Below are 19366 nucleotides of genomic sequence, written 5' to 3' on the forward strand. Positions count from 1 at the left end.
GTGGTGTCACCCGGAGCGCGGTGCACCGGATCTCGCTGATGGGAGTGACTACTACTATCCCTTCGAAACGTATGAGGAGGCGCTGGCTTTCTCGCAAGACACGCAGGGCTCGGAAGAACCTCTGGCCCTGATCCTGCAGGACGAGTACATAGACGAGCCTGAGCCTGGGCGGTACGTACATGTCAAGCAACGTCGGGTGGCAGAGTGGCCGGTGCAACTCCTCTCCCGCCCCAGGCGAACGCCCCATACAATCCCGGACTTCATGGCGCCGGATGCCCCGCCCAACAAGCTGGATATACTGCGTGGCCTTGCACAGTCCATTCATGGTGCCAACAGGGTTGGCACCTAACAATTCATTGAGGTCCACGCCGCTTCCCGGTGCGGCTTATTTCAGGCATTCGATCACCATGAAATACATCGCAAGGCCAAGGGATTTCAAACGGCCTGATATGCATATAGTCGGCAGTATCGTCGATGGGCACTTGGTCGAAGGAAGCGCGATGCCACTGCCTGAGCGCATCGAGATTGAACCTGAGCCAGGAAGCGCTCACTACTTCGTTTTCCGCTATGCAAAGTCCGGTGAGTTCTGCGGGGACACTTGGCATGAGAACCTGGAGGCTGCATTCGCCCAAGCAAACCTCGAGTACGGCCTTGATGCTGCAGACTTCTTCTTGGTACACGATGGTGACTCAGGCAGCGGTCATGGGGGCGCAGCCTAGCGATTCATTAAAGCCGACGCCGCTTCGCGGCACGGTTAGCGCCTGCCCGCGCTTGGCGATGCGGTCTACCTTGTCACCCTTGCGGCGCGCGGCATCCCGAGTCGGGTCGGTGCGCAAGGGCACCGCAGCGACGACCAGCCAGGGCACAGGTCCCGCATGCTGAGCATGTCCTCCAAAGACTGAACACCGCACCGAAACACACGAGGAGCCTGAGCGCCTGGAATGATTGACGGCGGCCGACGACTCGACGAGGATCGTGCCAGGCCGCGTATACACGGTCCAATAGGATTTTCCGCGCATCAGGGGGCTGTGTGCGATCTTTCGTTGCAACGCTTGTGGCACTCGCTTCCTTGGCCATCACCGGAAGCGCGTGGGCGCACGGCGGCGGCCTCAACAAGGACGGCTGCCACACCAATCGCAAAACGGGCGACTACCACTGCCACCGGGGCGGAAGCACTCCCCCCTCTCCACGCAGCTCCTATGTCCCTGCCAATAGCGTTTCCCCCTCGGGATCTACGTCGGGCAGTCACGCATTTGCCAACTGTACGGAGGCCCGTGCCGCGGGGGCGGCTCCAGTCCATCGCGGCGATCCAGGCTACGGGCCTCACTTGGACCGGGACAACGACGGTGTGGGATGCGAGCCTTCCCGTGGGCGTCGGTAGACTATGCGCTGGCAATCATTCAGACCGAACCCGCTTCCGGGTCGGTTTAAATCGGGCATCAGGCTGCGTAGGAGCTGCCATGGGGTGGTACGCAATCAGGACGGTGTATGCCTTCGGAACCAAAGACGATGGAACCAACGTCTTTGAGGAGCGCATCGTTGCATTTGAGGCAAACGACCAGGACGAGGCCTTCGCTAAAGCCCACAAGAAATCCGTTACCTATGCGGCTGACCTGAACCTTGAGGCGCATCCCGATCAAGTCAGCTACGAACAGGATGGCAACGCTCTCACCGACGGCTATGAACTTTGGTCCAAACTCTTTGAGTCGCGTCTCGAACTCAATGAATTCTATGAGAGCCGTTACGTCTCCTACGAATACCATCCCGATCCTCGGCCTAGCAGCTAGTCCGAACATGGCACACCCACCATGCGCTCCGAAGAGACTTAACTTGGTTCTTATTCCGCACAACCGGCCTTGATATGGACATGAAAATTCCCAAGGCTTCAGCGGCTGGCTTGACTAAAGTAGTTGCAGCGGCATTCATTTCTCTTGCAGTCCTGGCGTACATAGCCCTTTGCCTTATCGTTCTTTACAGGCAGGACTGGCTACCAAAAAATTCTGTCCTTTATGCATCTCTCATTGGCCCGCCACATTGGCTCGCTTGGAGCACTGGCGCCAGGCCCATGTTTTGGGGCTGCACATTGGCGGTGATGGTCGTTGCCATCGTTGGAGCAAGCGTTCGCCCGCTGTTGCTGCCTAGCGCTGGGCTTTGCTTTCTCATCTGGATTGGCTCAGGATTTCTGTCGGTAGCCCTGTCCGTCTAGGCGGACAAGGCCTAACGACGCTACCGACGGATCGGCCTAATCCATGCGGTAGCGCAAATCGCACCTCAGCGAGCCGACCATGAAGATCGGGGAATGCTCGGTACTCGCGCCGGACGGAGACAGTCGTGTCATCGTCCGTGCCTGCTGCAGGGGCACGCCACACAGCAGACCAACCCAGGCAGAGTTCCGCTTGGTGGCTCGGCATAGTTCACGTTCGGAGATCAAATGAAGTTACGCCCACTCAACAAGCGCCAGGAGAAGCACGCGTTGGCATGGATGCTGGCCAGCCTGAACGAGCCGATAGACAACAGCTGGCGATCGATGCTCAAGCGAGAAGTTGTCGGACTCTTGGTTCCCTTCCTCGTTGTCGCGATCGTCCTTGGCGTCATGCGCTCTCAGTCGTTACTGGCGTTGTTCACGACGGTTGGCGCACTTATCGTCGGGTTGGCTACCGGCATTGGCATACGGCATATTGCCGCGGCACGACATTGGCCCGTGGTTGCTCGCTGCTTGGACCGTGACAAGATCGAGCAGAGGCTTCGCGAGCTCGACGCCTAACGACGCACTCAAGCCGATGCCACCTCTCGTGCCAACTCAGTTCAAATGTTGGAGTCCCCATGACCCCTCTCGACCGCATCACCGAGCGCGTCAGCCGTCTAGGGCATCCCGACGAGCCTGGAACCCCGCGACCACTGCTGACCGTCGACGAGTTCTTCGAGGGTAACGTCGAGGTCGGGAGCATCGGCTGCAACCTTGACGGCGCTCCGGGACCCGGCGCGTTCCACAACCTCTTCCGCACTATTGCACAGCGTCCGGATGTCGAAGACATCCGCGTTCAGATCACCGCATTCGACTGTCCCGAGTGGCCGTTTTCGGATACCGTCTACATCATGACCTCCGCCACACCCGAGGAGGTGGCGACATGGTTCCCCAAGCACCTAAAGCCCGACGAGACCTGGACGGGCTTCGTGGATCAACCATACGAGCCTTATCAAGTTCCCAGCGAGACACGCCCCGTTGCCTGTTGGTGGGACTGATGGACTCTGGCGTGCTGTTCGAGCGTGCGCCGCTTCGCGGTGCAGATTGATTCCTGCGTAGGCGCCATGACATCCACCATGCATGATTCCCAGCCTCTGGAAGCCCTTCGCTCCCGTTTCAACGCTGGCGAGGACCTGAAGTACCTCTTCTTCTGGGGTCATCGGACCAGCAAAGGCAAAGTGACCGCATCCTGCTTCAGCCAATGGTATGAAGCTCCGTTCGTCGCTGAAGGGCAGCGCTATCCAACAGCCGAACACTTCATGATGGCGGAGAAGGCCGCGCTGTTCGGGGATCAGGCAACAAGGGCGTTGGTACTTCAGGCGCCTACGCCCGGAGCAGCGAAGGCGCTAGGGCGGCAGGTGCGCGGCTTCGATGAGGCGACTTGGCTGGAGAATCGCTTCGCCGTGGTGATCCGTGCCAACGAGGCCAAGTTTGCTCAGAACACGGCGTTGGGCCTGTTCCTCAAGCAAACAGGCTCACGCATTCTCGTCGAGGCGAGTCCGGTCGACGCCATCTGGGGCATTGGCCTCGCCCAAGACGACGCAAGGGCAGGCAACCCGAACCTCTGGCTCGGCCTCAATCTCCTGGGCTTCGCCCTCATGCAGGTGCGCGACGGCTTCTAGGAACGCTGCGGACCATGCTGCGCCGCCGACACTTCATTGCGCCCCCATGACGCCTACCGCACTCGAAGTACTGAACCAGCTGCGCACCAAGCTGCGCCGTGCTTCCGTCGCTACGGTCGGCGGCTTCCGCCCATCCGAAGACCCGCTGACTTCATGGTTCTGCCGCGCAGTTGGCCTGCCGAACGAAGGCCTTCCTTCGTGGAATGGCGAGCCGATGTTTCCGCTGTTGCAGGTCCGCATCGACGAGTTGCCCTTCGTTCCCCCGCAGTTGCAAGGCATCGCGTTGCTGGTGCTGTTCCAGAACCTGCAGCGCCACCCATTCGATCGCCCGCATGGCGATGGCTGGCTGATCCGCGAGTACAGGTCGCTGGATGGCCTGCAGCCGCTTCCCCCCACAGCGCACCCTTTTCGGCCTTTTCCGATCGACTGGAGCGGGGTGGAGGACGATGCTCCCGGGTGGGAAGATGCCTGGGACTGCGTCGACCTGACGCCCGTCAACGACGACGAGACGGCATCCGCTGCATTCTTCGATGACTTCGCGCGCCATGCCGGTACCAAATTCGGCGGATACCCTACCGAGGTTCAGCATGGCGTCGGCTTGAAGGACTTCGTCTTCCAGGTGGCATCGGAAGAAAAAGTGGGCTGGATGTGGGCAGACAACGGAGTTGGCTACTTCTTCCGCTCGCCCGAAGGGCAATGGTCATGGTCTTGCCAGTTCTACTGAATACAGCCGACGATGCATCCAAGCCGAGCCAGCAGCGCAATGTCGCCTGCGTGCCCACCCTGGGCGGTGTTGGTGCTTCCGGCCCGGTCCCACCACGAAGTCAGGCATTCGGACAGTCATGACATGAAGCCCGCCGGCTACTCGGGAACACCTCTCGCCCAAAAGCTGGGTATCGCGGCGAACAGCAAAGTGGTTGCGCGATACGCGCCCGACAACTAACGCGCATTGCTCGAGCCGGTTCCCGCTGGGGCCATCTTCGAATCGACCGTCTCCCCCGCCACCGACATCGTGCATCTCTTCGCCGAGCGCAAGCGTGTCTTGGAAGCCGAACTTGCGGTGCTGCGAAGCGCGATCAGGCCCAATGGCGTTGTCTGGGTGTCCTGGCCCAAGAAGGCATCGAAACTGCCCACCGACATCACCGAAGACACCATCCGGGAGTTGGCGCTACCGCTCGGCTTTGTCGACGTGAAGGTCTGCGCGGTGGACGCGATCTGGTCGGGCTTGAAGTTGGTCATTCGCAAGGAACTCAGATAGGCATGCGACCTACGCCCCGTGCCTGCCGTTTCGCCTGTCGTGGTCTTGGCCTCCGTCGACGCCCGTGCGGCCATTGTGCAATCGCTGCGCCAGCACGGACTGGGATTCAACAGCGGCGTTCGCCAGGCAGCGCGCTTGTTGCGCTGCTTGCGTTCTCCTTCCCCGCCTACGCGACAAGCCAATGCCCGCCCGAATTCGGCCCGAAGGATCCGACCGTCAACCTGCTGGGCTGGCTCGTCGTCGCCGTGGGCATCGTCGTTGGCGGCCTGCTGTTCGCTTATCTCGTCCGGCGCTCGCGCGGCATGCGTTGGCTTTCTCGATCGGCCGTCATCGTCCTTGGCTTCTGCGGGATGATCGCCGCGTGGGTGGGCGGCCTGGCGTTGGCCTTTGTGTACTTCTTCTTCCAATGCTAGCAATGCGCCCGGGCTGGTCATCCGCGCCAAGCCCCGGTCATGGACCGGCATGGTTCCGGCAACCGCGGCGCCTCGCGCCCTTCGCTCGGCTTGCACTTCGCTGACCGTATCGTCCGCCCACTGCCGTTCTGCCGGGATGTTCCAGATGCTGTCCTCCTCCCCAAGTTCTCCGTCCCCGCTGCGGCCCTTCGCGGCGCGGGTTCTGGTCGTCATGGCGCTGGCCGGCCTGGCGCTGCTGGCCTGGCAACTCTCCGAACTGCTGCTGGTCGTGTTCGGCGCGGTGGTGGTGGGCGTGCTGCTGCACGGGCTGGCGTCGGCACTGCGCAAGTGGCTGCCGGTGCCGGAGTGGGCGGCACTGGGCCTGGTGATCCTGCTGTTGGTGCTGATCCTGTCGTCGATCGTGTTGCTGTTCGGCGCGGAAGTCGCCGCCCAGATCGACGCGTTCCGGACCACGCTGCCGGCGGCATGGAACAAGTTCCACGCGTGGTTGCAGTCCGGCCCGCTCGGGCCGCAGATCGAGAGCATCCCCGACCAGTTGCGCGACGGCGCTTCGACGCTGGCCACGCATGCCGGCGCGATCGTGCTGTCGGCCGGCGGCGGGATCACCGACGCGGTGCTGATGATCGTCGGCGGCGTCTACCTGGCCGCGCAGCCCAAGCTGTACCGGCGCGGGCTGCTGCGGCTGCTGCCGCGCGACCGGCGCGATGTCGCCGACGAGGCCTTGGCCGCCAGCGGCCAGGTGTTGCGCGCCTGGCTGGGCGGTCAGTTCCTGGCGATGCTGGTGATCGGCAGCCTGACCGGCCTTGGGCTGTGGCTGCTGGGCGTCCCGGTGGCGCTCGGCATCGGCCTGCTGACCGCGCTGCTGGACTTCATCCCGATCGTCGGCCCGATCGTGGCGGCGGTTCCGGCGGTGCTGCTCGGCTTCACCGTCAGTCCGCAAGTGGCGCTGGGCGCGCTGCTGGTGTTCGTGGTCCTGCAGCAGATCGAGGGCCATGTGCTGCAACCGCTGATCCAGGCGCGTGCGGTGGACCTGCCGCCGGCCTTGCTGCTGTTCTCGCTGTTCGGCATCGGCGTGCTGTTCGGACCGATGGGCGTGGTGTTGGCGGCGCCGCTGACCGTGGTGATCTACGTGCTGGTCAAGCACCTGTACGTTCACCATGCCCTGGACGACCCCGACGACGCCGTGCCGGTGGCCTGATCCGCTGGAGTCGTCCGAGGCCACCTCGTGGGCTCTGCACCAGGACATGCCAAGCAATCGCCCCAAGAGTCAGCGTTTGCCGGGAAATGCGTGGGTCGGTCGGCCAAACGATCTGGCCAGCGGATAGATTTGCATCGGAACTGGAGCGTGCTCCGGCCACGTCGGGCGGCGCCCGATCCTCTGGATCGTGCTCGCCGCCGAGCAAGGCGGTGCGTCCGGCATCGCATTCGTCCGGGATTCCGTGGGCTGGTATCCTGGACGCCAATTGAAGCGTTGCGGTCGGATAGACCCCTTTACTTGGCCGCGCCACGCTGTACAGGTATCAGACATTCATGCTGACGCTGCAAGAACTGCTCGTCCGCGATGATCCGGCGATGCCGCTGGTCAGGCAATGGCTTTCCGAAGCCAGCCGGCCGTTCGAGGTGCTCTCGCCTTCGCAACAACGCGATGGCGTTCTGCTCGGTCTCCAAGTCACGACCCGCTCCCCCATGGGCGCCATCGCGTACGAGACCGGCGGGCTGTTGATCGATCACGGCTGGCTGCGCATCCTCGGTTCGGGCCATCCCAAGTTGCCGCGCGACATCGTCGAGTGGAATGCTAGCCGCGCTTCGGGCCACCTATTGGTCGCAGACGATGTGGCCGGTGGCTTCTTCTCGGTGAACGGCGGCAGCCTGGGAAGCGACCTGGGTGCGATGTACTACTTCGCACCCGACACGCTGCGATGGGAAGCCTTGGATATCGGCTACACGGACTTCCTCCGCTGGGCGCTCAGCGACCGTCTGGACATTTTCTACGAAGGCTTGCGCTGGCCCGGGTGGGAGACAGACGTGAGGCAGGCCGGTGGAAGCCAGTGTTTCAGCTTCTTTCCGTTTCTTTGGAGCAAGGAAGGATCCGTTGCATCCAGCTCCCGCAAGCTGATCAACGTCGCCGAACACTACGCTTCCCATACAGGGTGGGCCAGCGAAGCGGAATGAACCCGCCCCCGCTTCGGGTAGCGCCCACTGTCCAGCGCTGAAAGACATCTATCCAAATGCTGCACCACATCTCCCTAGGCGTTTCCGAAATCGAGCGCTCGGCGCGCTTCTACGACGCCGCGCTTCTGCCGCTCGGCTACGTGCGCGTAGGGGAAGACCTGACCCCGGGAGACGACGATCAAGCCGTCGGCTATGGCACTCCCGGTAGCGGCGACAAGCTGGCCATCAAGCTCAGGAGCGCGGATGCGCGAGCGCCCGGTCCCGGATTCCATCTGGCCTCCTAAGCGGATACCCACGCTGCCGTCGACGCATTTCATGCGGCGGCGCTATGCAACGGTGGTCAGGACAATGGTGCTCCCGGGCTGCGTCCGGACTACCGGGACAGCCACTACGCCGCATTCGTCGTCGATCCCGACGGCCATCGTCTTGAGGCCGTCCTCAACCCGATGCACTGACGCCGGGATACGCTCGAGGCCTCCTAGCGAGCGCGAGCATCGGTGCATCGATGGATGCCGTCGAGAAGCTTTCCGCGACTTCGTTCGCTCCTCCAACCGGACCCCATTCCGCATCGTTGCGCAACGCTGGTCGGCGATGGCGAGGCATCGGGAAATGCGCCGGCGAAGCTTCTTGTTATCCTGGCTCCCTTTTTTCATGGACGAACGCCGAGAACCATGTCCAACCACTCCTCGCCCCACATCGGGAAGATGTTGCTGGGCCTGCTGTTCGCCCTGATCGGGATCGGCTTGCTGGGCATCGCCGTCAATCTTGCGCTGGATCGGCACGCGTTCCTCGCCCGCGCACGCATCGCCGATGGCGTCGTCAGCCGTTTGAACGCCGGCGGTTCGCACCCTGAGATCGCCTTCACTACCGGTGCTGGCGAAAAAATTTCCTATCCCCAGGGCGGCTTGATCTCCGGCTATCGGCAGGATCAGCGGGTGCGGGTGCGTTACCTGCCCGAGTGGCCCGCAGGCAGCGCCATCGTCGATGATCCGGGCGCATTGTGGGGCGTCCCTGGGTTCCTGGGAGGTCTGGGCCTGATATTCGGCGGCGTCGGCTTGGCAAAGGCCGTTCGCTGGCGCAGCAGCGATACCGATCGTTCGCAGCAAAGGCGTTGAACGCAGGCGCCACAGCACTTCGATACCGATGATCGTAAGGTCGATGGCACCATCGGACCATAGCGTGGGGATCCATCCGAGCGCCTAGGCGCTGGCGGCAGTTCTCCGAAGCCAGCGCCCTGGCGGCATCCTTGCTGTGCCCCCGATTAGGCTAGCGGCATCCCTCCGTTGCGAATGGCCCCCATGCGTCCAACCCAGCCTCTACGGATCGGCCTGCGCACGCACCCGCACGCAGACCCGCGACGGCGTGCTGCACCTCAGTCCCGGCAGCGCCGGGCCGCGTCGCTTCACTCTGCCAATCGGCGTGGGCTATCTGTATCTGGAGGCTGGCGGCGTCCGCGGCGAGTTGCACGCGCTGCCGCTGATCCAGGCGCGTGCGGTGGACCTGCCGCCGGCTTTGCTGCTGTTCTCGCTGTTCGGCATCGGCGTGCTGTTCGGACCGATGGGCGTGGTGTTGGCGGCGCCGCTGACCGTGGTGATCTACGTGCTGGTCAAGCACCTGTACGTCCACCATGCCCTGGACGACGCAGACGATACCGTACCGGCGGATTGATCCGGCCGGGTAACGCGTAGACTCCGGATCTCCATCACCGATGCCGCCGCACAGCGGCGCCCAATGCGGACGTTATCCGATGCACCGCGCCACCCTGAGCTACGACAAAAAGCTGATCCGGCAAGCCGTGGCGAGCTACTGGTGGCGCGTCGTCGGGCTGCGCTATGTCGTCGCCCTGGCCTTGGTGGCGGGACCCCTCGTGTTCCTCGTTCGCGGCGGCAACGCCTCCTGGTTGGTCGGCGTCCTGGCAAGCGTACTGGCGCTCGGCTTTGCCCTTCCCGTAGCGCTCTACGCCATCCACTATCGCAACTCGCTGCTCAAGCTCGATGCAATGGGTACTCCCCTCGGCACGCTCGCGGCATCCGAAACCTCGCTGTCGCTTTCGTCCGGCGCCGGCACCACGACCATGCCCTGGTCGGCAGTCCGCGAAGTGTGGCGATTCGACTCCTATTGGCTGCTGCTGCTTTCGAAGTCTCAATTCGTCACCTTGCCTCTCGCCGACCTCAGCCCGGAAGCCGCGGAGTTCATCCGCACAAGGGTCCTGGCTGCGGGCGGCAAGGTTTCCTGACGCCGGATACGGTCGCGGCCACCCGATGCCCCACTACTACAAACGCCGCTGGAATCAGTCCCGCGCCGATCGCTACGACGCATGGGGTCACTCCTGGTGGCTGTTCGAGACCGATGATGCGTTCTGGCCGAGCCGGCAGATCGAGATCTATGACGCCGGCCCGGTCCTGGTCTACCACCGCGACCGCCTTGAGGATGCGTATGGAGGCCTCAGTGCCGCGGCGCTCGATCCAGACGAGTTCGAGCCGTTTCGTATCGATCGCGCCGAGTTCGAGCACGAGTGGGCGAGCCACAAGCCGCTCAATGACAGCTAAATTAGGCGAGCAGGCGCCCCTGCCGCGGCGCTGACACATCGGGACTGGCAGGGACGTGGCGTGCCGCATTCTGCAATCTACATTCTCGGCCGCTTGGCAGTGCTTTTCTGCGCGTTGCTCTGGCTGCGCCGCCGGCGCAGGCCCATGCGCTCTGCAGAAGAAGCCGTTGCGACGACATGACTTGGCGTCAGGCGCCTGGTGCTGCTTGGATGTTCCCTGCTGCTGGTTCTGGGCGCACTGCGCAACGTGTATCTCGCCTTCGCGCTGCAAGACGTTCGCCATGTCGGCTATGCGCTGCTGGGCGTCCTGCTTGCGCTTGCCGCCTACCAGGTCGGCCGCTATGGAAGGGCCCGCAAGGGCTCCACGGCCGCGGAGGATATGCGGGTGCACGGCAAGCGGATGAAGAAGTACGGCTGGCGTTGGTAAGCTGCCCCTCGCGTCGGACCACGCGTCGAATCGTCCGATCCGTACCAGTCCCACACGCCATGGCATTCCGCTTCCGCAACGGCGCAGCCGCTCCACTCGACCAGGAACTCCGCAACATGCTCCATCACGTGTCTCTCGGCGTCGCAGACATCGAACGCGCCGCGCGCTTCTACGATGCCGTGCTGGGTGCGCTCGGCTATGTCCGGGTATGGGAAGACCTGAGTCCCGGGGACGACGACCAGGCCGTTGGCTATGGACTGCCCGGCGGCGGCGACAAGCTGGCGATCAAGCTGCGCGGCGCCGGCGCCCGCGCGCCCGGTCCCGGCTTCCACCTCGCCTTTGCCGCGCCCAGCCGGGACGCGGTCGCCGCGTTCCACGCGGCGGCGCTGCAGCATGGCGGCCGCAGCAACGGCGCCGCCGGCCTGCGACCGGACTACGGCCCGGACTACTACGCGGCGTTCGTGGTGGATGCGGATGGACACCACATCGAAGCCGTCATCAATCGGCCGCTGTAAGCGCGGCGACACCGCGGCGGTTGGCGGGCGCTTGCCTGCGTTCCGATTGCTGCTGGCGTCAGTGCGCGCCATGCCGTCGACCGATCGCAGGAGGCGCTGCCCGCAACGCAAGGCCTCGCAGGACATCTCCGCCGTCGAACACAGCTGGATCGGTTGGTCGGCGCCCTCCTTCCTGTCGGATCGCGCCAGGGCACGGCGGCGATCCGGCGACACGCCAGGGTCGCCACGATGCCAACCGATCAGCAGGACCCGTCGCACGCGCTTGCCGAAGCGCTACACGGCGTGGCGATGTACAACGACAAAGGCCATGCCTGGCTCGGACACGATGCGCAGCAGATCGCGGCCATGCAGCGCGGCTTCCAGGCGCAACTGAGCGAGCTGGCTGCACGCGTGGGGCACGCGCGGCTTGGAAAGGTACTCAGCGAGGCCATCTAAAGCGGGGCGGCGGCCCGCGACGACTCGGGCCGTTACGCCGACCTGTGCAAGCACATCCTCGGCATCGCAACGCGGCGCCGCTGAGCCGATGCGGGGTGCCCACGTTCCGCCTGATCCAGGGACATCGGCGACGGTCTGCGATACGGCCGCTGAACGCCACGCCGGCCAGCCGTCCCGCCCGCTTTGACTTGTCATTTGCGCGGCCCACACTGGCCGATGCCTTTCCCCCAATGCCCATGACACCGTGAAGAAGCCGCCCCAGGACCCCGTGTCCACCGACGCCGATGCCACTCCCGACAATCCGCAACGTCGTCGCCTGCTCGGCGGCCTGGCACTGGCCGGCGGCGCGCTGGCCATCGGCCCCGGCGAGGCCCTCGCCGAGGCGGCCAGACGCGCGCCGCAAAGCCCGCTGTCGGCCAGCGACCTGGACAAGCAGCTGCGCGAGAAGATCCAGCACGTGGTGGTGATCTACGCCGAGAATCGCAGCTTCAACAACCTGTTCCCGGACTTTCCCGGGCTGCAGCGGCCGCTGTCGGCGGTGACGCCGGCGCAGGCGCGGCAGGTCGATCGCGACGGCAGCGTGCTCGACATCCTGCCGCCGATCTGGGGCGGCCTAGCGCCGGACGAGCAGGTGGTGGACCACCGCCGCTACAAGATCGGCGAGGATGCGATCGGCCCGCTGCCCAATGCGCCGTTCCCGCTGCGCACGGCCGACGGCAAACCGCTGCCGCATGGCGTGGTCACCCGCGATCTGGTGCACCGCTTCTACGAGAACCAGATGCAGATCAATGGCGGCCGCAACGATGGCTTCGCCGCCTGGAGCGATGCCGGCGGGCTGGTGATGGGCCATTACGCCGACGCCCCGGCCACGCTGCGGCTGTGGAGCCTGGCGCGCGAGTACACGCTGTGCGACAACTTCTTCATGGGCGCGTTCGGCGGCTCGTTCCTCAACCACCAATACCTGGTCGCCGCGCAGGCGCCGTACTACCCGCATGCGGACACCAGCCCGGCGCGGCTGCAGATCAGCGCCATGGCCAGCGACCGGCCCGACGAGATCCGCCTGGCCGTGCAGGAGGATTCGCCGGACACCGCGCTCAACGGCAAGCCGCGCTTCGTGCGCAACGGCGCGCTGACCCCGGACTTCTGGGCGGTCAACACCCTGAGCCCGCCGTTCCAGCCCAGCACCAGCCAGGACCCCGCGCGCCCCGACTACGCCGCCCCCGACAGTCCCGACACCTTGCCGGCGCAGACCCATCGCCACATCGGCGACGCGCTCGATGCCAAGGGCGTGGACTGGGCGTGGTATGCCGGCGGCTGGGGCCTGGCGGTGCAGGGCAAGGGCGACACCGGCGACACCCCCGAGTTCCCGACCAGCCCCAATTTCCAGATCCACCACCAGCCGTTCAACTATTTCGCCAATCTCGCTCCCGGCACGGCCGCGCGCGCGCGGCGCCTGCGCGACGGCGGGCTGGGCGACAGCGCCCCGGACAACCGCTTCATCGCCGATGTGCAGGCCGGCACGCTGCCGCCGGTGGCGTTCTACAAACCGCAGGGCAACCTCAACATGCACGCCGGCTATTCCGACGTGGCCGCCGGCGACCGCCATATCGCCATGGTGGTGGACGCGCTGCGCAACGGTCCGCTGTGGGACAAGACGGTGGTGTTCATCACCTTCGACGAGAATGGCGGCTGGTGGGACCACGTGGCTCCGCCCAAGGCCGATCGCTGGGGGCCGGGCTCGCGCATCCCGGCGCTGGTGGTATCGCCGCACGCCAGGCGTGGCCATGTCGACCACAGCGTCTACGACACCGGCTCGATCCTGCGTTTCATCACCCGCCGCTTCGGGCTAGAGACGCTGCCGGGCCTGGCCGAACGGGAGCGTGCCATGCAGGCCGCCAGCGGGGTGCGCCCGGGCGACCTGACCGCCGCCCTGCACTTCGCCTGAGCCGGAGCCAGGGGAGAACGGTAGCCGCCTGCGCAGCCGGGCTATCGGCCTCCCCATCAGGCCACCGCCGATGCCGTCCGTCTCGCCGCTGCGATCGGCCTGATCTCCGACATCCACGGCCTGCTGCGGCCGCAGGCGCTGGCGGCGATGCGCGATCACGTGGTCGTCGTGCACGCCGGCGACATCGGCAACCCCGTGATCCTCGATGCGCTGCCCACGCGCGCGTGGGTGCAGCGATCCGCGGCGACATCGATGCCGCGTCATGGGCGGGCGCTGCCCGACACGCTGGACGTCGGCATCGCAGGTACCCACCCGCACGCGCTACGCGGCGTTCGTGATGGATCCGGATGGCCGCCACATCGACGCGGTCATCCATCGGGCGCCGCGATGCGACGCTGCGCGCCGCATCACGGCGGAACAGGGACGTAGCGGCCACACTCGCCGATGCGCCTGGCGACTCGGCCAGGATGCGCGGTCGCGAGCAGCCGGTCCGCGTGGCACGCGATTACGCCTCATCCACTCGGTAGCGGCCGGGCTGGGTCCAGGCGATGCGCAGGAACGGGCCGCTCAGCAACCCCTTGTCGCGCAGATAGCCGAAGACCTCTGCCGGGCACCACTCCCTTCCGGCGGCAAAGGCCAGGCCGAGTTCGCGCAGCGCGTGGAAGGCCTCGGCCTTCTCCGCATCGTCGCGCACCACCATGGCAGAGACGCCAGCCTCGCCGGTGCGTGCGAAACCGAGCGCACGTAGCGCCGCATCGTGTTCGTTACGCATCGCCCGGACCCGGATCGCGGCGGCGTCGGCCTGTTCCACGTAGGCCGCTGGTTCCCGATCAAGCGCTGCAGACATGCGGTTCTCGCGACGTGGTGAAGGAAGCCTTTCGCTCGGACCGGCACGCGGCCTTGCGAACGTGGGGTTTAGGCTAGCACTCCGTCCCGTTGCCAAGCCCTGCCGATGCCTACCGTGCCGCCGCTGCGAATCGGCCTGATCTCCGACACCCACGGCCTGTTGCGGCCGCAGGCGCTGGCGGCGATGCGCGATTGCGTCGCCATCGTGCATGCCGGCGACATCGGCAAGCCGGAAATCCTCGATGCGCTGCGCGCGCTCGCGCCGCTGCATGCGATCCGCGGCAACATCGATACCGCGCCGTGGGCGCAGGCGCTGCCCGACACCCTGGACCTCGACATCGCGGGCATCCGCCTGCACGTGCTGCACGATCTGAAGACGCTGGCGCGCGATCCCGCCTCCGTGGACGTGGTGGTCAGCGGGCATTCGCACAAACCGCTGCTGCAGAGCCGCGACGGCGTGCTGTACGTCAATCCCGGCAGTGCCGGGCCGCGCCGTTTCAGCCTGCCGATCGGGGTGGGCTATCTGCATCTGCAGGCAGGCGGCGTCCGCGGCGAGCTGCACGCGCTGACCTGAAGCGGCGCTGCGGGATTCCGGGAAACGACGCGCGATCTACCGCGGCGCCGGCGGCCGGCTCGCGCGTTTGCCGACCTTGGCCGCCTTGGCCAGTTTGGGGGCGGGCAATGCCTGCGCCGTGGCGCGCAGCAAGCGCTGCAACAGGCTCCGGTCCTCCAGCCCCTCGTCGATCAGGTAATGCGGCTTGCCGCCAGGATACGGCGCCTGTTCGACCACATCGTCGAGCAGCGCGCGCCCGGCGGCGGTCGGCTTGACGAAGACCTGGTTGTCGCAGACGAACGCCACCACCTTGCCGTCCAGGTACAGCGCGTATTCGCCGAACATCTTCTTGCAGGTCAGCGCGGCGCCGAGCGCCGCCTGTTCCATGACGTATTCCACGTAGCTGGCATCGGAGGCCATGTCGTCGCTCTGCATTTGGGTCGATGCCGGATTCTGCATCGCGGCCGGCAAAGCGCAAGCGCCGGCGCCGCCGGGTGCGCCACACATCGGAAGCATCCTGCGCCACGCCGATACGCCCATGTCCGGGCGCCGAACCCCGTAGTCGCAACGGCCGCCGGCAACCGATACTGGAGCGCGTCGCAGATCCATCACGCGTGGCCGCATCGGCACCCGCCGCACTGGAATCCCCACTTGTTATAGAGTAACAATCCCATCCCGCCAACAACGTTCCCGGAGCACTCATGCGGCGTCTCGTCCTGGTTTCCAGCCTCGCCCTCGCGGTCTCCGCCTGCTCGCAGCAGGCCGCCGCTCCCGCCGCCAAGGACGCGCCGGCCGCACAGACGCCGGCAGCGGCCGCCGCGGCACCGCCGTTGATCCCGCGCGACGTGCTGTTCGGCAACCCCGAGCGCAGCAGCGTGCAGCTGAGCCCCGACGGCAAGACCCTGAGCTGGCTGGCGCCGGTGGACGGCGTGCTCAACGTCTGGGTCGCGCCGGCCGACGCACCCGACAAGGCGCGCGCCGTCACCCACGACCGCGGCCGCGGCATCCGCTCCTATTTCTGGTCGTTCCTGCCCGACACCTTGCTGTACATGCGCGACAGCGGTGGCGACGAGGATTTCCACCTGTTCGCGCTCGACGTCGCCAAGGGCGGCAACGGCCGCGACCTCAGCGACTTCCCCAAGACCCGCGCGCGGGTGGTAGCGGTCAGCCGCACGCATCCGGAGTCGATCCTGGTCGGCATGAACGACCGCGACGCGCAGTGGCACGATCTGTACCGGGTCGACCTGGCCGGCGGCAAGCGCACGCTGCTGCAGAAGAACACCGATCAGATCGGCGAATACCTGGCCGACGACGACTACCAGGTGCGGCTGGCGACGCGTTCGCGCGAGGACGGCGGCGAGGACCTGTTGCAGCCCGACGGCAAGGGCGGCTGGCAGAAGCGCGAGGAGATCCCGTTCGAGGATTCGCTGACCACCGCGCCGTCCGGCTTCAGCGCCGACGGCAAGACGCTGTACTTCGTCGATTCGCGCCAGCGCGACACCTCGGCGCTGTACGCGGTGGACGTGGCCAGCGGCACGCGCAAGCTGCTGTTCGAGGATGCGCGCGCGGACGTGGGCGGCACCCTGACCGATCCGCGCAGCGGCGTGGTGCAGGCGGTGGAATCGAACTACCTGCGCCCGGAATGGAAGGTGCTGGACCCGGCCATCGCCGCGGACATCAGGCAGTTGCAGGCGATCGGCCCGGGCGAGATCTCGGTGCTGACCCGCACCCAGGACGACCGCACCTGGATCGTCGCCTACTCGGCCGCCGATGCGCCGGCCACGTTCTATCGCTACGACCGCGTGCCGTCCGCTGCGGGCAAGCTGACCAAGCTGTTCGCCGCACGCCCGGCGCTGGAGGGGCAGCCGCTGGTGCCGCAGTGGCCGCAGGAGATCCGCTCGCGCGACGGCCTGACCCTGGTCAGCTACCTCACCCTGCCGCGCGAGGCCGATGCCAACGGCGACGGCAAGGCCGACAAGCCGGTGCCGCTGGTGCTGTTCGTGCACGGCGGGCCGTGGGCACGCGACGACTACGGCTATAGCGGCTACAACCAGTGGCTGGCCAACCGCGGTTACGCGGTGCTGCAGGTCAACTACCGCGGCTCCACCGGCTTCGGCAAGCGCTTCACCAACGCCGGCGATGGCGAATGGGCGAGCAAGATGCACGACGACCTGCTCGATGCGGTGCAGTGGGCGGTGCAGCAGGGCGTCACGACCAAGGACCAGGTCGCGATCATGGGCGGCAGCTACGGCGGCTACGCCACGCTGGTCGGGTTGAGCTTCACCCCGGACGCCTTCAAGTGCGGCGTGGACATCGTCGGCCCGTCGAACTTGAACACCTTGCTCAGCACCATCCCGCCGTACTGGAAATCCGGCTTCGAGCAGATGGCGCGGCGCATCGGCGATCCGCGCACCGAGGCCGGCAAGAAACTGCTGGACGAACGCTCGCCGCTGAGCCGCGCCGACCGCATCGCCAGGCCGCTGCTGATCGGCCAGGGCGCCAACGACCCGCGCGTGAAGCAGGCCGAGGCCGACCAGATCGTCAACGCGCTGAAGGCCAAGCAGATCCCGGTGACCTACGTGCTGTTCCCCGACGAAGGCCACGGCTTCGCCCGGCCGGAGAACAGCAAGGCCTTCAACGCGGTCAGCGAGGCGTTCCTGGGCAAGTGCCTGGGCGGACGCACGCAGCCGTTCGGCCAGGACCTGGTCGGCTCCAGCCTCAGCGTGCCGGACGGCGCGGCGCAGGTGCCAGGCCTGGAGGACGCGCTGAAGTCGCACACGCAGAGCGTGCGCAAGTAGGTCCTCGCCGACGCCGATGCGTGCCTCCCGTCGTGCACGCATCGGCGCCGTCGCGGCAGCGCCACGGCGGCGATGGCGCATTGCGCCGCGGCGATCATGACCGCGATATGCGATGGTGCGCCGACCAATCCGTCGGCGTGCAGTCCTTGGGCACTGCCCTCACACGGGCTCGCGGCGTTGCAGCCGTGGAGGATCGCCTCGACGATGCGCGCGACGCCGCCGACGATGTCCAGCGGCGGATGGAAACGCTCTTCCCGCGCCTTGCGCATCCGCGCGGGCGGCGATCGCGCTGTGGGCGTCTCCAATCTCCGCTAGAGTTGGCCGCTGGCCGCAGGGTTGGCAAGGCGGGTCGGGAACGGGGAATATGGTCGATGCCGCGCGGGGGCGCAGGCAGCGTCGAACGCTCGATGCAGCGGGAACAGACGACATACGTCACGTGGCAGACAAAGGGGATGTCTCATGTGGAAGAAGTTCGGCGGTATCTTCGGCAAGACCGGCCTTGGCAAGATGTCCAATGGCGAATACCAGGCGAATCTAAGCGGAATCAACACGTTCTTCGGCGCCGTGCTGGGCCTGGTGCTCACCGGTACGGAACGGCTCGACGGCTGGCGGTTCGGCGTCGTGCTGGCCATCCTCGCCAGCACGGTCATCTCCATCCTGTTCATTTCCAACAGCCGGCACAGGATCGCGTATGCGGTCTACACGCTGCTGCTGGCGCTGACGATGCCGCAGATGATCGACATCATGCTCAAGGGGCACGATCTGCTGCCCGACAAGGTGCAACCCACCCTGCTCGTGTGGACCTTGATGACCATCATGGTGGAATTCTGGGGCCGCGAAAGCGGCCAGGCCGCCTCCACGGCCGCCTCCGATCCATCCAGTTGAGACGTATATGGCACCCCTCAAGCGCATCGTCCAATCGCTCTGATCCAGATGCGTCTCTTGTAACCCACCCAAATCGAATCGGCCGCGCTGGTTGATCGAATCGGATGCCACTTCCCATGAAAGCATGCACACGCTGGACGGTTGCGCTTGCGCTGTTTCTTCTGACGTCCTGCGCCACCGTGACGGCGCCGCTCTACACGTATCGGCCACGCCCCGTCCTCGCCCACCCGAGCGATGCCAAATTCGATTTCCAGGGCACGTGGGAAGGTGTGCTGGACGGATTCGACGCGCCCCGCTACGTGGATAGCGCAGGCTTTCCGAGACGCTTTCGCTTCGTCGTTTCCCGCTGGCAAGTACGGGTCTACAACGTGGTCAAGGGATCGTGGCAAGAAATGAAGCCGGGGCAGTTCCGCATGCGCAATTCCGGCCCGCATGCGCTCATCTACAGCACCACCTCGGGACGGGACGAGGATGGCGTCTGGGTTGAGTCGTCCTCATTCACGCTTGCGCGGACCTCCAACGACGAAATGATCGTCTATTGGCAGCGCACCGTGAACAATCTCGACGTTTCCCCTGACGATCAGTGGTATCAATTCGCCTGGGGCTACAGTGGCACCATGCACCGTGCGGTCGCCGGCGACTGATCTCCGAAAGCACGCCGCCGCCCCGTCGGGATGGCCCCGGCGATCGTCAGATCGCCACGA

General features: G+C 65.8%; 26 protein-coding genes and 1 pseudogene. 25 read left to right on the top strand and 2 right to left on the bottom strand.

Annotated features, from left to right (window positions below; all coding sequences use genetic code 11):
* Positions 1–407 precede the first annotated feature (407 nt).
* The 21 genes and pseudogenes from H9658_RS14605 to H9658_RS23325 all read left to right on the top strand — a co-directional run bounded on the left by H9658_RS14605 (position 408) and on the right by H9658_RS23325 (position 14009).
* The gene (locus H9658_RS14605) at positions 408–719 is read left to right on the top strand and encodes a hypothetical protein (RefSeq protein WP_191825884.1); all 312 of its coding nucleotides are present in this window, start codon (positions 408–410) and stop codon (positions 717–719) included.
* 335 nt (positions 720–1054) lie between these two features.
* Complete coding sequence (locus H9658_RS23210) at positions 1055–1381, top strand: excalibur calcium-binding domain-containing protein (protein ID WP_318241376.1); 327 nt, start codon at positions 1055–1057, stop codon at positions 1379–1381.
* A 79-nt stretch (positions 1382–1460) separates the two neighbouring features.
* Positions 1461–1787, top strand: a complete 327-nt coding sequence (locus H9658_RS14615) for a DUF4288 domain-containing protein (protein ID WP_191825886.1) — start codon at positions 1461–1463, stop codon at positions 1785–1787.
* A gap of 644 nt (positions 1788–2431) precedes the next feature.
* Positions 2432–2764: a hypothetical protein gene (locus H9658_RS14620; protein ID WP_191825887.1), complete on the top strand. Its 333-nt coding sequence runs from the start codon at positions 2432–2434 to the stop codon at positions 2762–2764.
* A 59-nt stretch (positions 2765–2823) separates the two neighbouring features.
* Complete coding sequence (locus tag H9658_RS14625; protein WP_191825888.1) at positions 2824–3243, top strand: hypothetical protein; 420 nt, start codon at positions 2824–2826, stop codon at positions 3241–3243.
* Between the two features lie 78 nt (positions 3244–3321).
* Complete coding sequence (locus H9658_RS14630; protein WP_191825889.1) at positions 3322–3867, top strand: NADAR family protein; 546 nt, start codon at positions 3322–3324, stop codon at positions 3865–3867.
* 46 nt (positions 3868–3913) lie between these two features.
* Positions 3914–4591: a DUF1963 domain-containing protein gene (locus tag H9658_RS14635; protein ID WP_191825890.1), complete on the top strand. Its 678-nt coding sequence runs from the start codon at positions 3914–3916 to the stop codon at positions 4589–4591.
* A 225-nt stretch (positions 4592–4816) separates the two neighbouring features.
* The gene (locus tag H9658_RS14640) at positions 4817–5125 is read left to right on the top strand and encodes a hypothetical protein (RefSeq protein ID WP_225209984.1); all 309 of its coding nucleotides are present in this window, start codon (positions 4817–4819) and stop codon (positions 5123–5125) included.
* A 2-nt stretch (positions 5126–5127) separates the two neighbouring features.
* On the top strand, positions 5128–5538 hold the full coding sequence (locus H9658_RS14645; protein ID WP_225209985.1) for a hypothetical protein: 411 nt from the start codon (positions 5128–5130) through the stop codon (positions 5536–5538).
* 211 nt (positions 5539–5749) lie between these two features.
* On the top strand, positions 5750–6736 hold the full coding sequence (locus H9658_RS14650) for an AI-2E family transporter (RefSeq protein WP_191825891.1): 987 nt from the start codon (positions 5750–5752) through the stop codon (positions 6734–6736).
* A 332-nt stretch (positions 6737–7068) separates the two neighbouring features.
* Positions 7069–7710, top strand: coding sequence for a DUF2625 domain-containing protein (locus tag H9658_RS14655; RefSeq protein ID WP_191825892.1), 642 nt, complete (start codon positions 7069–7071; stop codon positions 7708–7710).
* A 56-nt stretch (positions 7711–7766) separates the two neighbouring features.
* Entirely contained in the window at positions 7767–7994 is a 228-nt protein-coding gene (locus H9658_RS22975; protein ID WP_225209986.1) for a VOC family protein, read from the top strand.
* 387 nt (positions 7995–8381) lie between these two features.
* Positions 8382–8825 (top strand): DUF3592 domain-containing protein, encoded by a 444-nt coding sequence (locus H9658_RS14665; RefSeq protein WP_191825893.1) that lies wholly within the window; start codon positions 8382–8384, stop codon positions 8823–8825.
* Positions 8826–9177: 352 nt separating this feature from the next.
* A pseudogene (locus tag H9658_RS14675) lies at positions 9178–9378 on the top strand (AI-2E family transporter); the annotation flags it as partial.
* 79 nt (positions 9379–9457) lie between these two features.
* Complete coding sequence (locus tag H9658_RS14680; protein ID WP_225209987.1) at positions 9458–9946, top strand: YcxB family protein; 489 nt, start codon at positions 9458–9460, stop codon at positions 9944–9946.
* A 25-nt stretch (positions 9947–9971) separates the two neighbouring features.
* Positions 9972–10259 (top strand): hypothetical protein, encoded by a 288-nt coding sequence (locus H9658_RS14685; protein WP_191825895.1) that lies wholly within the window; start codon positions 9972–9974, stop codon positions 10257–10259.
* Positions 10260–10457: 198 nt separating this feature from the next.
* On the top strand, positions 10458–10685 hold the full coding sequence (locus H9658_RS14690) for a hypothetical protein (protein ID WP_191825896.1): 228 nt from the start codon (positions 10458–10460) through the stop codon (positions 10683–10685).
* 116 nt (positions 10686–10801) lie between these two features.
* Complete coding sequence (locus H9658_RS14695; RefSeq protein WP_191825897.1) at positions 10802–11200, top strand: VOC family protein; 399 nt, start codon at positions 10802–10804, stop codon at positions 11198–11200.
* Between the two features lie 228 nt (positions 11201–11428).
* A complete protein-coding gene (locus H9658_RS14700; RefSeq protein ID WP_225209988.1) occupies positions 11429–11635 on the top strand; it encodes a hypothetical protein in 207 nt (68 codons plus the stop codon).
* Positions 11636–11879: 244 nt separating this feature from the next.
* Positions 11880–13580, top strand: a complete 1701-nt coding sequence (gene acpA / locus H9658_RS14705) for an acid phosphatase (protein ID WP_191825898.1) — start codon at positions 11880–11882, stop codon at positions 13578–13580.
* A 147-nt stretch (positions 13581–13727) separates the two neighbouring features.
* Positions 13728–14009, top strand: a complete 282-nt coding sequence (locus H9658_RS23325; RefSeq protein WP_406848133.1) for a hypothetical protein — start codon at positions 13728–13730, stop codon at positions 14007–14009.
* Between the two features lie 76 nt (positions 14010–14085).
* Here H9658_RS23325 and H9658_RS14715 read toward each other — a convergent pair whose 3' ends face one another.
* Positions 14086–14391 carry a hypothetical protein gene (locus tag H9658_RS14715; protein ID WP_218848638.1) on the bottom strand — a complete coding sequence of 102 codons (306 nt, stop codon included), beginning with the start codon at positions 14389–14391 and terminating at the stop codon, positions 14086–14088.
* 141 nt (positions 14392–14532) lie between these two features.
* On the opposite strand from H9658_RS14715, the gene H9658_RS14720 reads away from it, so the two are divergent.
* The gene (locus tag H9658_RS14720; RefSeq protein ID WP_179571015.1) at positions 14533–15000 is read left to right on the top strand and encodes a metallophosphoesterase family protein; all 468 of its coding nucleotides are present in this window, start codon (positions 14533–14535) and stop codon (positions 14998–15000) included.
* 36 nt (positions 15001–15036) lie between these two features.
* Here H9658_RS14720 and H9658_RS14725 read toward each other — a convergent pair whose 3' ends face one another.
* Positions 15037–15414, bottom strand: a complete 378-nt coding sequence (locus H9658_RS14725) for a TfoX/Sxy family protein (protein ID WP_225209989.1) — start codon at positions 15412–15414, stop codon at positions 15037–15039.
* A gap of 266 nt (positions 15415–15680) precedes the next feature.
* Between H9658_RS14725 and H9658_RS14730 the strand changes: the two genes are divergently transcribed.
* From H9658_RS14730 to H9658_RS14740, 3 genes are all read left to right on the top strand, one after another.
* Complete coding sequence (locus H9658_RS14730; protein ID WP_191825899.1) at positions 15681–17777, top strand: S9 family peptidase; 2097 nt, start codon at positions 15681–15683, stop codon at positions 17775–17777.
* A 459-nt stretch (positions 17778–18236) separates the two neighbouring features.
* On the top strand, positions 18237–18662 hold the full coding sequence (locus H9658_RS14735; protein ID WP_179571018.1) for a hypothetical protein: 426 nt from the start codon (positions 18237–18239) through the stop codon (positions 18660–18662).
* Positions 18663–18778: 116 nt separating this feature from the next.
* Positions 18779–19306 carry a hypothetical protein gene (locus H9658_RS14740; RefSeq protein WP_225209990.1) on the top strand — a complete coding sequence of 176 codons (528 nt, stop codon included), beginning with the start codon at positions 18779–18781 and terminating at the stop codon, positions 19304–19306.
* Positions 19307–19366 lie beyond the last annotated feature (60 nt).

This window comes from Xanthomonas bonasiae (assembly GCF_014836395.1).
In the GTDB taxonomy this organism is placed as follows: domain Bacteria; phylum Pseudomonadota; class Gammaproteobacteria; order Xanthomonadales; family Xanthomonadaceae; genus Xanthomonas_A; species Xanthomonas_A bonasiae.

Excerpts from the sequence above, each read along its gene's own strand:
- H9658_RS14645 (WP_225209985.1), top strand. The coding sequence starts at position 5,128 with ATGCGACCTACGCCCCGTGCCTGCCGTTTCGCCTGTCGTGGTCTTGGC.
- H9658_RS14720 (WP_179571015.1), top strand. The coding sequence starts at position 14,533 with ATGCCTACCGTGCCGCCGCTGCGAATCGGCCTGATCTCCGACACCCAC.
- H9658_RS14635 (WP_191825890.1), top strand. The coding sequence starts at position 3,914 with ATGACGCCTACCGCACTCGAAGTACTGAACCAGCTGCGCACCAAGCTG.
- H9658_RS14700 (WP_225209988.1), top strand. The coding sequence starts at position 11,429 with ATGCCAACCGATCAGCAGGACCCGTCGCACGCGCTTGCCGAAGCGCTA.
- H9658_RS23325 (WP_406848133.1), top strand. The coding sequence starts at position 13,728 with ATGCGCGATCACGTGGTCGTCGTGCACGCCGGCGACATCGGCAACCCC.
- H9658_RS14620 (WP_191825887.1), top strand. The coding sequence starts at position 2,432 with ATGAAGTTACGCCCACTCAACAAGCGCCAGGAGAAGCACGCGTTGGCA.
- H9658_RS14725 (WP_225209989.1), bottom strand. The coding sequence starts at position 15,414 with ATGCAGAGCGACGACATGGCCTCCGATGCCAGCTACGTGGAATACGTC.
- H9658_RS14695 (WP_191825897.1), top strand. The coding sequence starts at position 10,802 with ATGCTCCATCACGTGTCTCTCGGCGTCGCAGACATCGAACGCGCCGCG.
- H9658_RS14650 (WP_191825891.1), top strand. The coding sequence starts at position 5,750 with ATGGCGCTGGCCGGCCTGGCGCTGCTGGCCTGGCAACTCTCCGAACTG.
- H9658_RS14625 (WP_191825888.1), top strand. The coding sequence starts at position 2,824 with ATGACCCCTCTCGACCGCATCACCGAGCGCGTCAGCCGTCTAGGGCAT.
- H9658_RS14730 (WP_191825899.1), top strand. The coding sequence starts at position 15,681 with ATGCGGCGTCTCGTCCTGGTTTCCAGCCTCGCCCTCGCGGTCTCCGCC.
- H9658_RS14665 (WP_191825893.1), top strand. The coding sequence starts at position 8,382 with ATGTCCAACCACTCCTCGCCCCACATCGGGAAGATGTTGCTGGGCCTG.
- H9658_RS22975 (WP_225209986.1), top strand. The coding sequence starts at position 7,767 with ATGCTGCACCACATCTCCCTAGGCGTTTCCGAAATCGAGCGCTCGGCG.
- H9658_RS14735 (WP_179571018.1), top strand. The coding sequence starts at position 18,237 with ATGTGGAAGAAGTTCGGCGGTATCTTCGGCAAGACCGGCCTTGGCAAG.
- H9658_RS14615 (WP_191825886.1), top strand. The coding sequence starts at position 1,461 with ATGGGGTGGTACGCAATCAGGACGGTGTATGCCTTCGGAACCAAAGAC.
- H9658_RS14655 (WP_191825892.1), top strand. The coding sequence starts at position 7,069 with ATGCTGACGCTGCAAGAACTGCTCGTCCGCGATGATCCGGCGATGCCG.
- H9658_RS14740 (WP_225209990.1), top strand. The coding sequence starts at position 18,779 with ATGAAAGCATGCACACGCTGGACGGTTGCGCTTGCGCTGTTTCTTCTG.
- H9658_RS14605 (WP_191825884.1), top strand. The coding sequence starts at position 408 with ATGAAATACATCGCAAGGCCAAGGGATTTCAAACGGCCTGATATGCAT.
- H9658_RS14680 (WP_225209987.1), top strand. The coding sequence starts at position 9,458 with ATGCACCGCGCCACCCTGAGCTACGACAAAAAGCTGATCCGGCAAGCC.
- H9658_RS14630 (WP_191825889.1), top strand. The coding sequence starts at position 3,322 with ATGCATGATTCCCAGCCTCTGGAAGCCCTTCGCTCCCGTTTCAACGCT.
- H9658_RS14685 (WP_191825895.1), top strand. The coding sequence starts at position 9,972 with ATGCCCCACTACTACAAACGCCGCTGGAATCAGTCCCGCGCCGATCGC.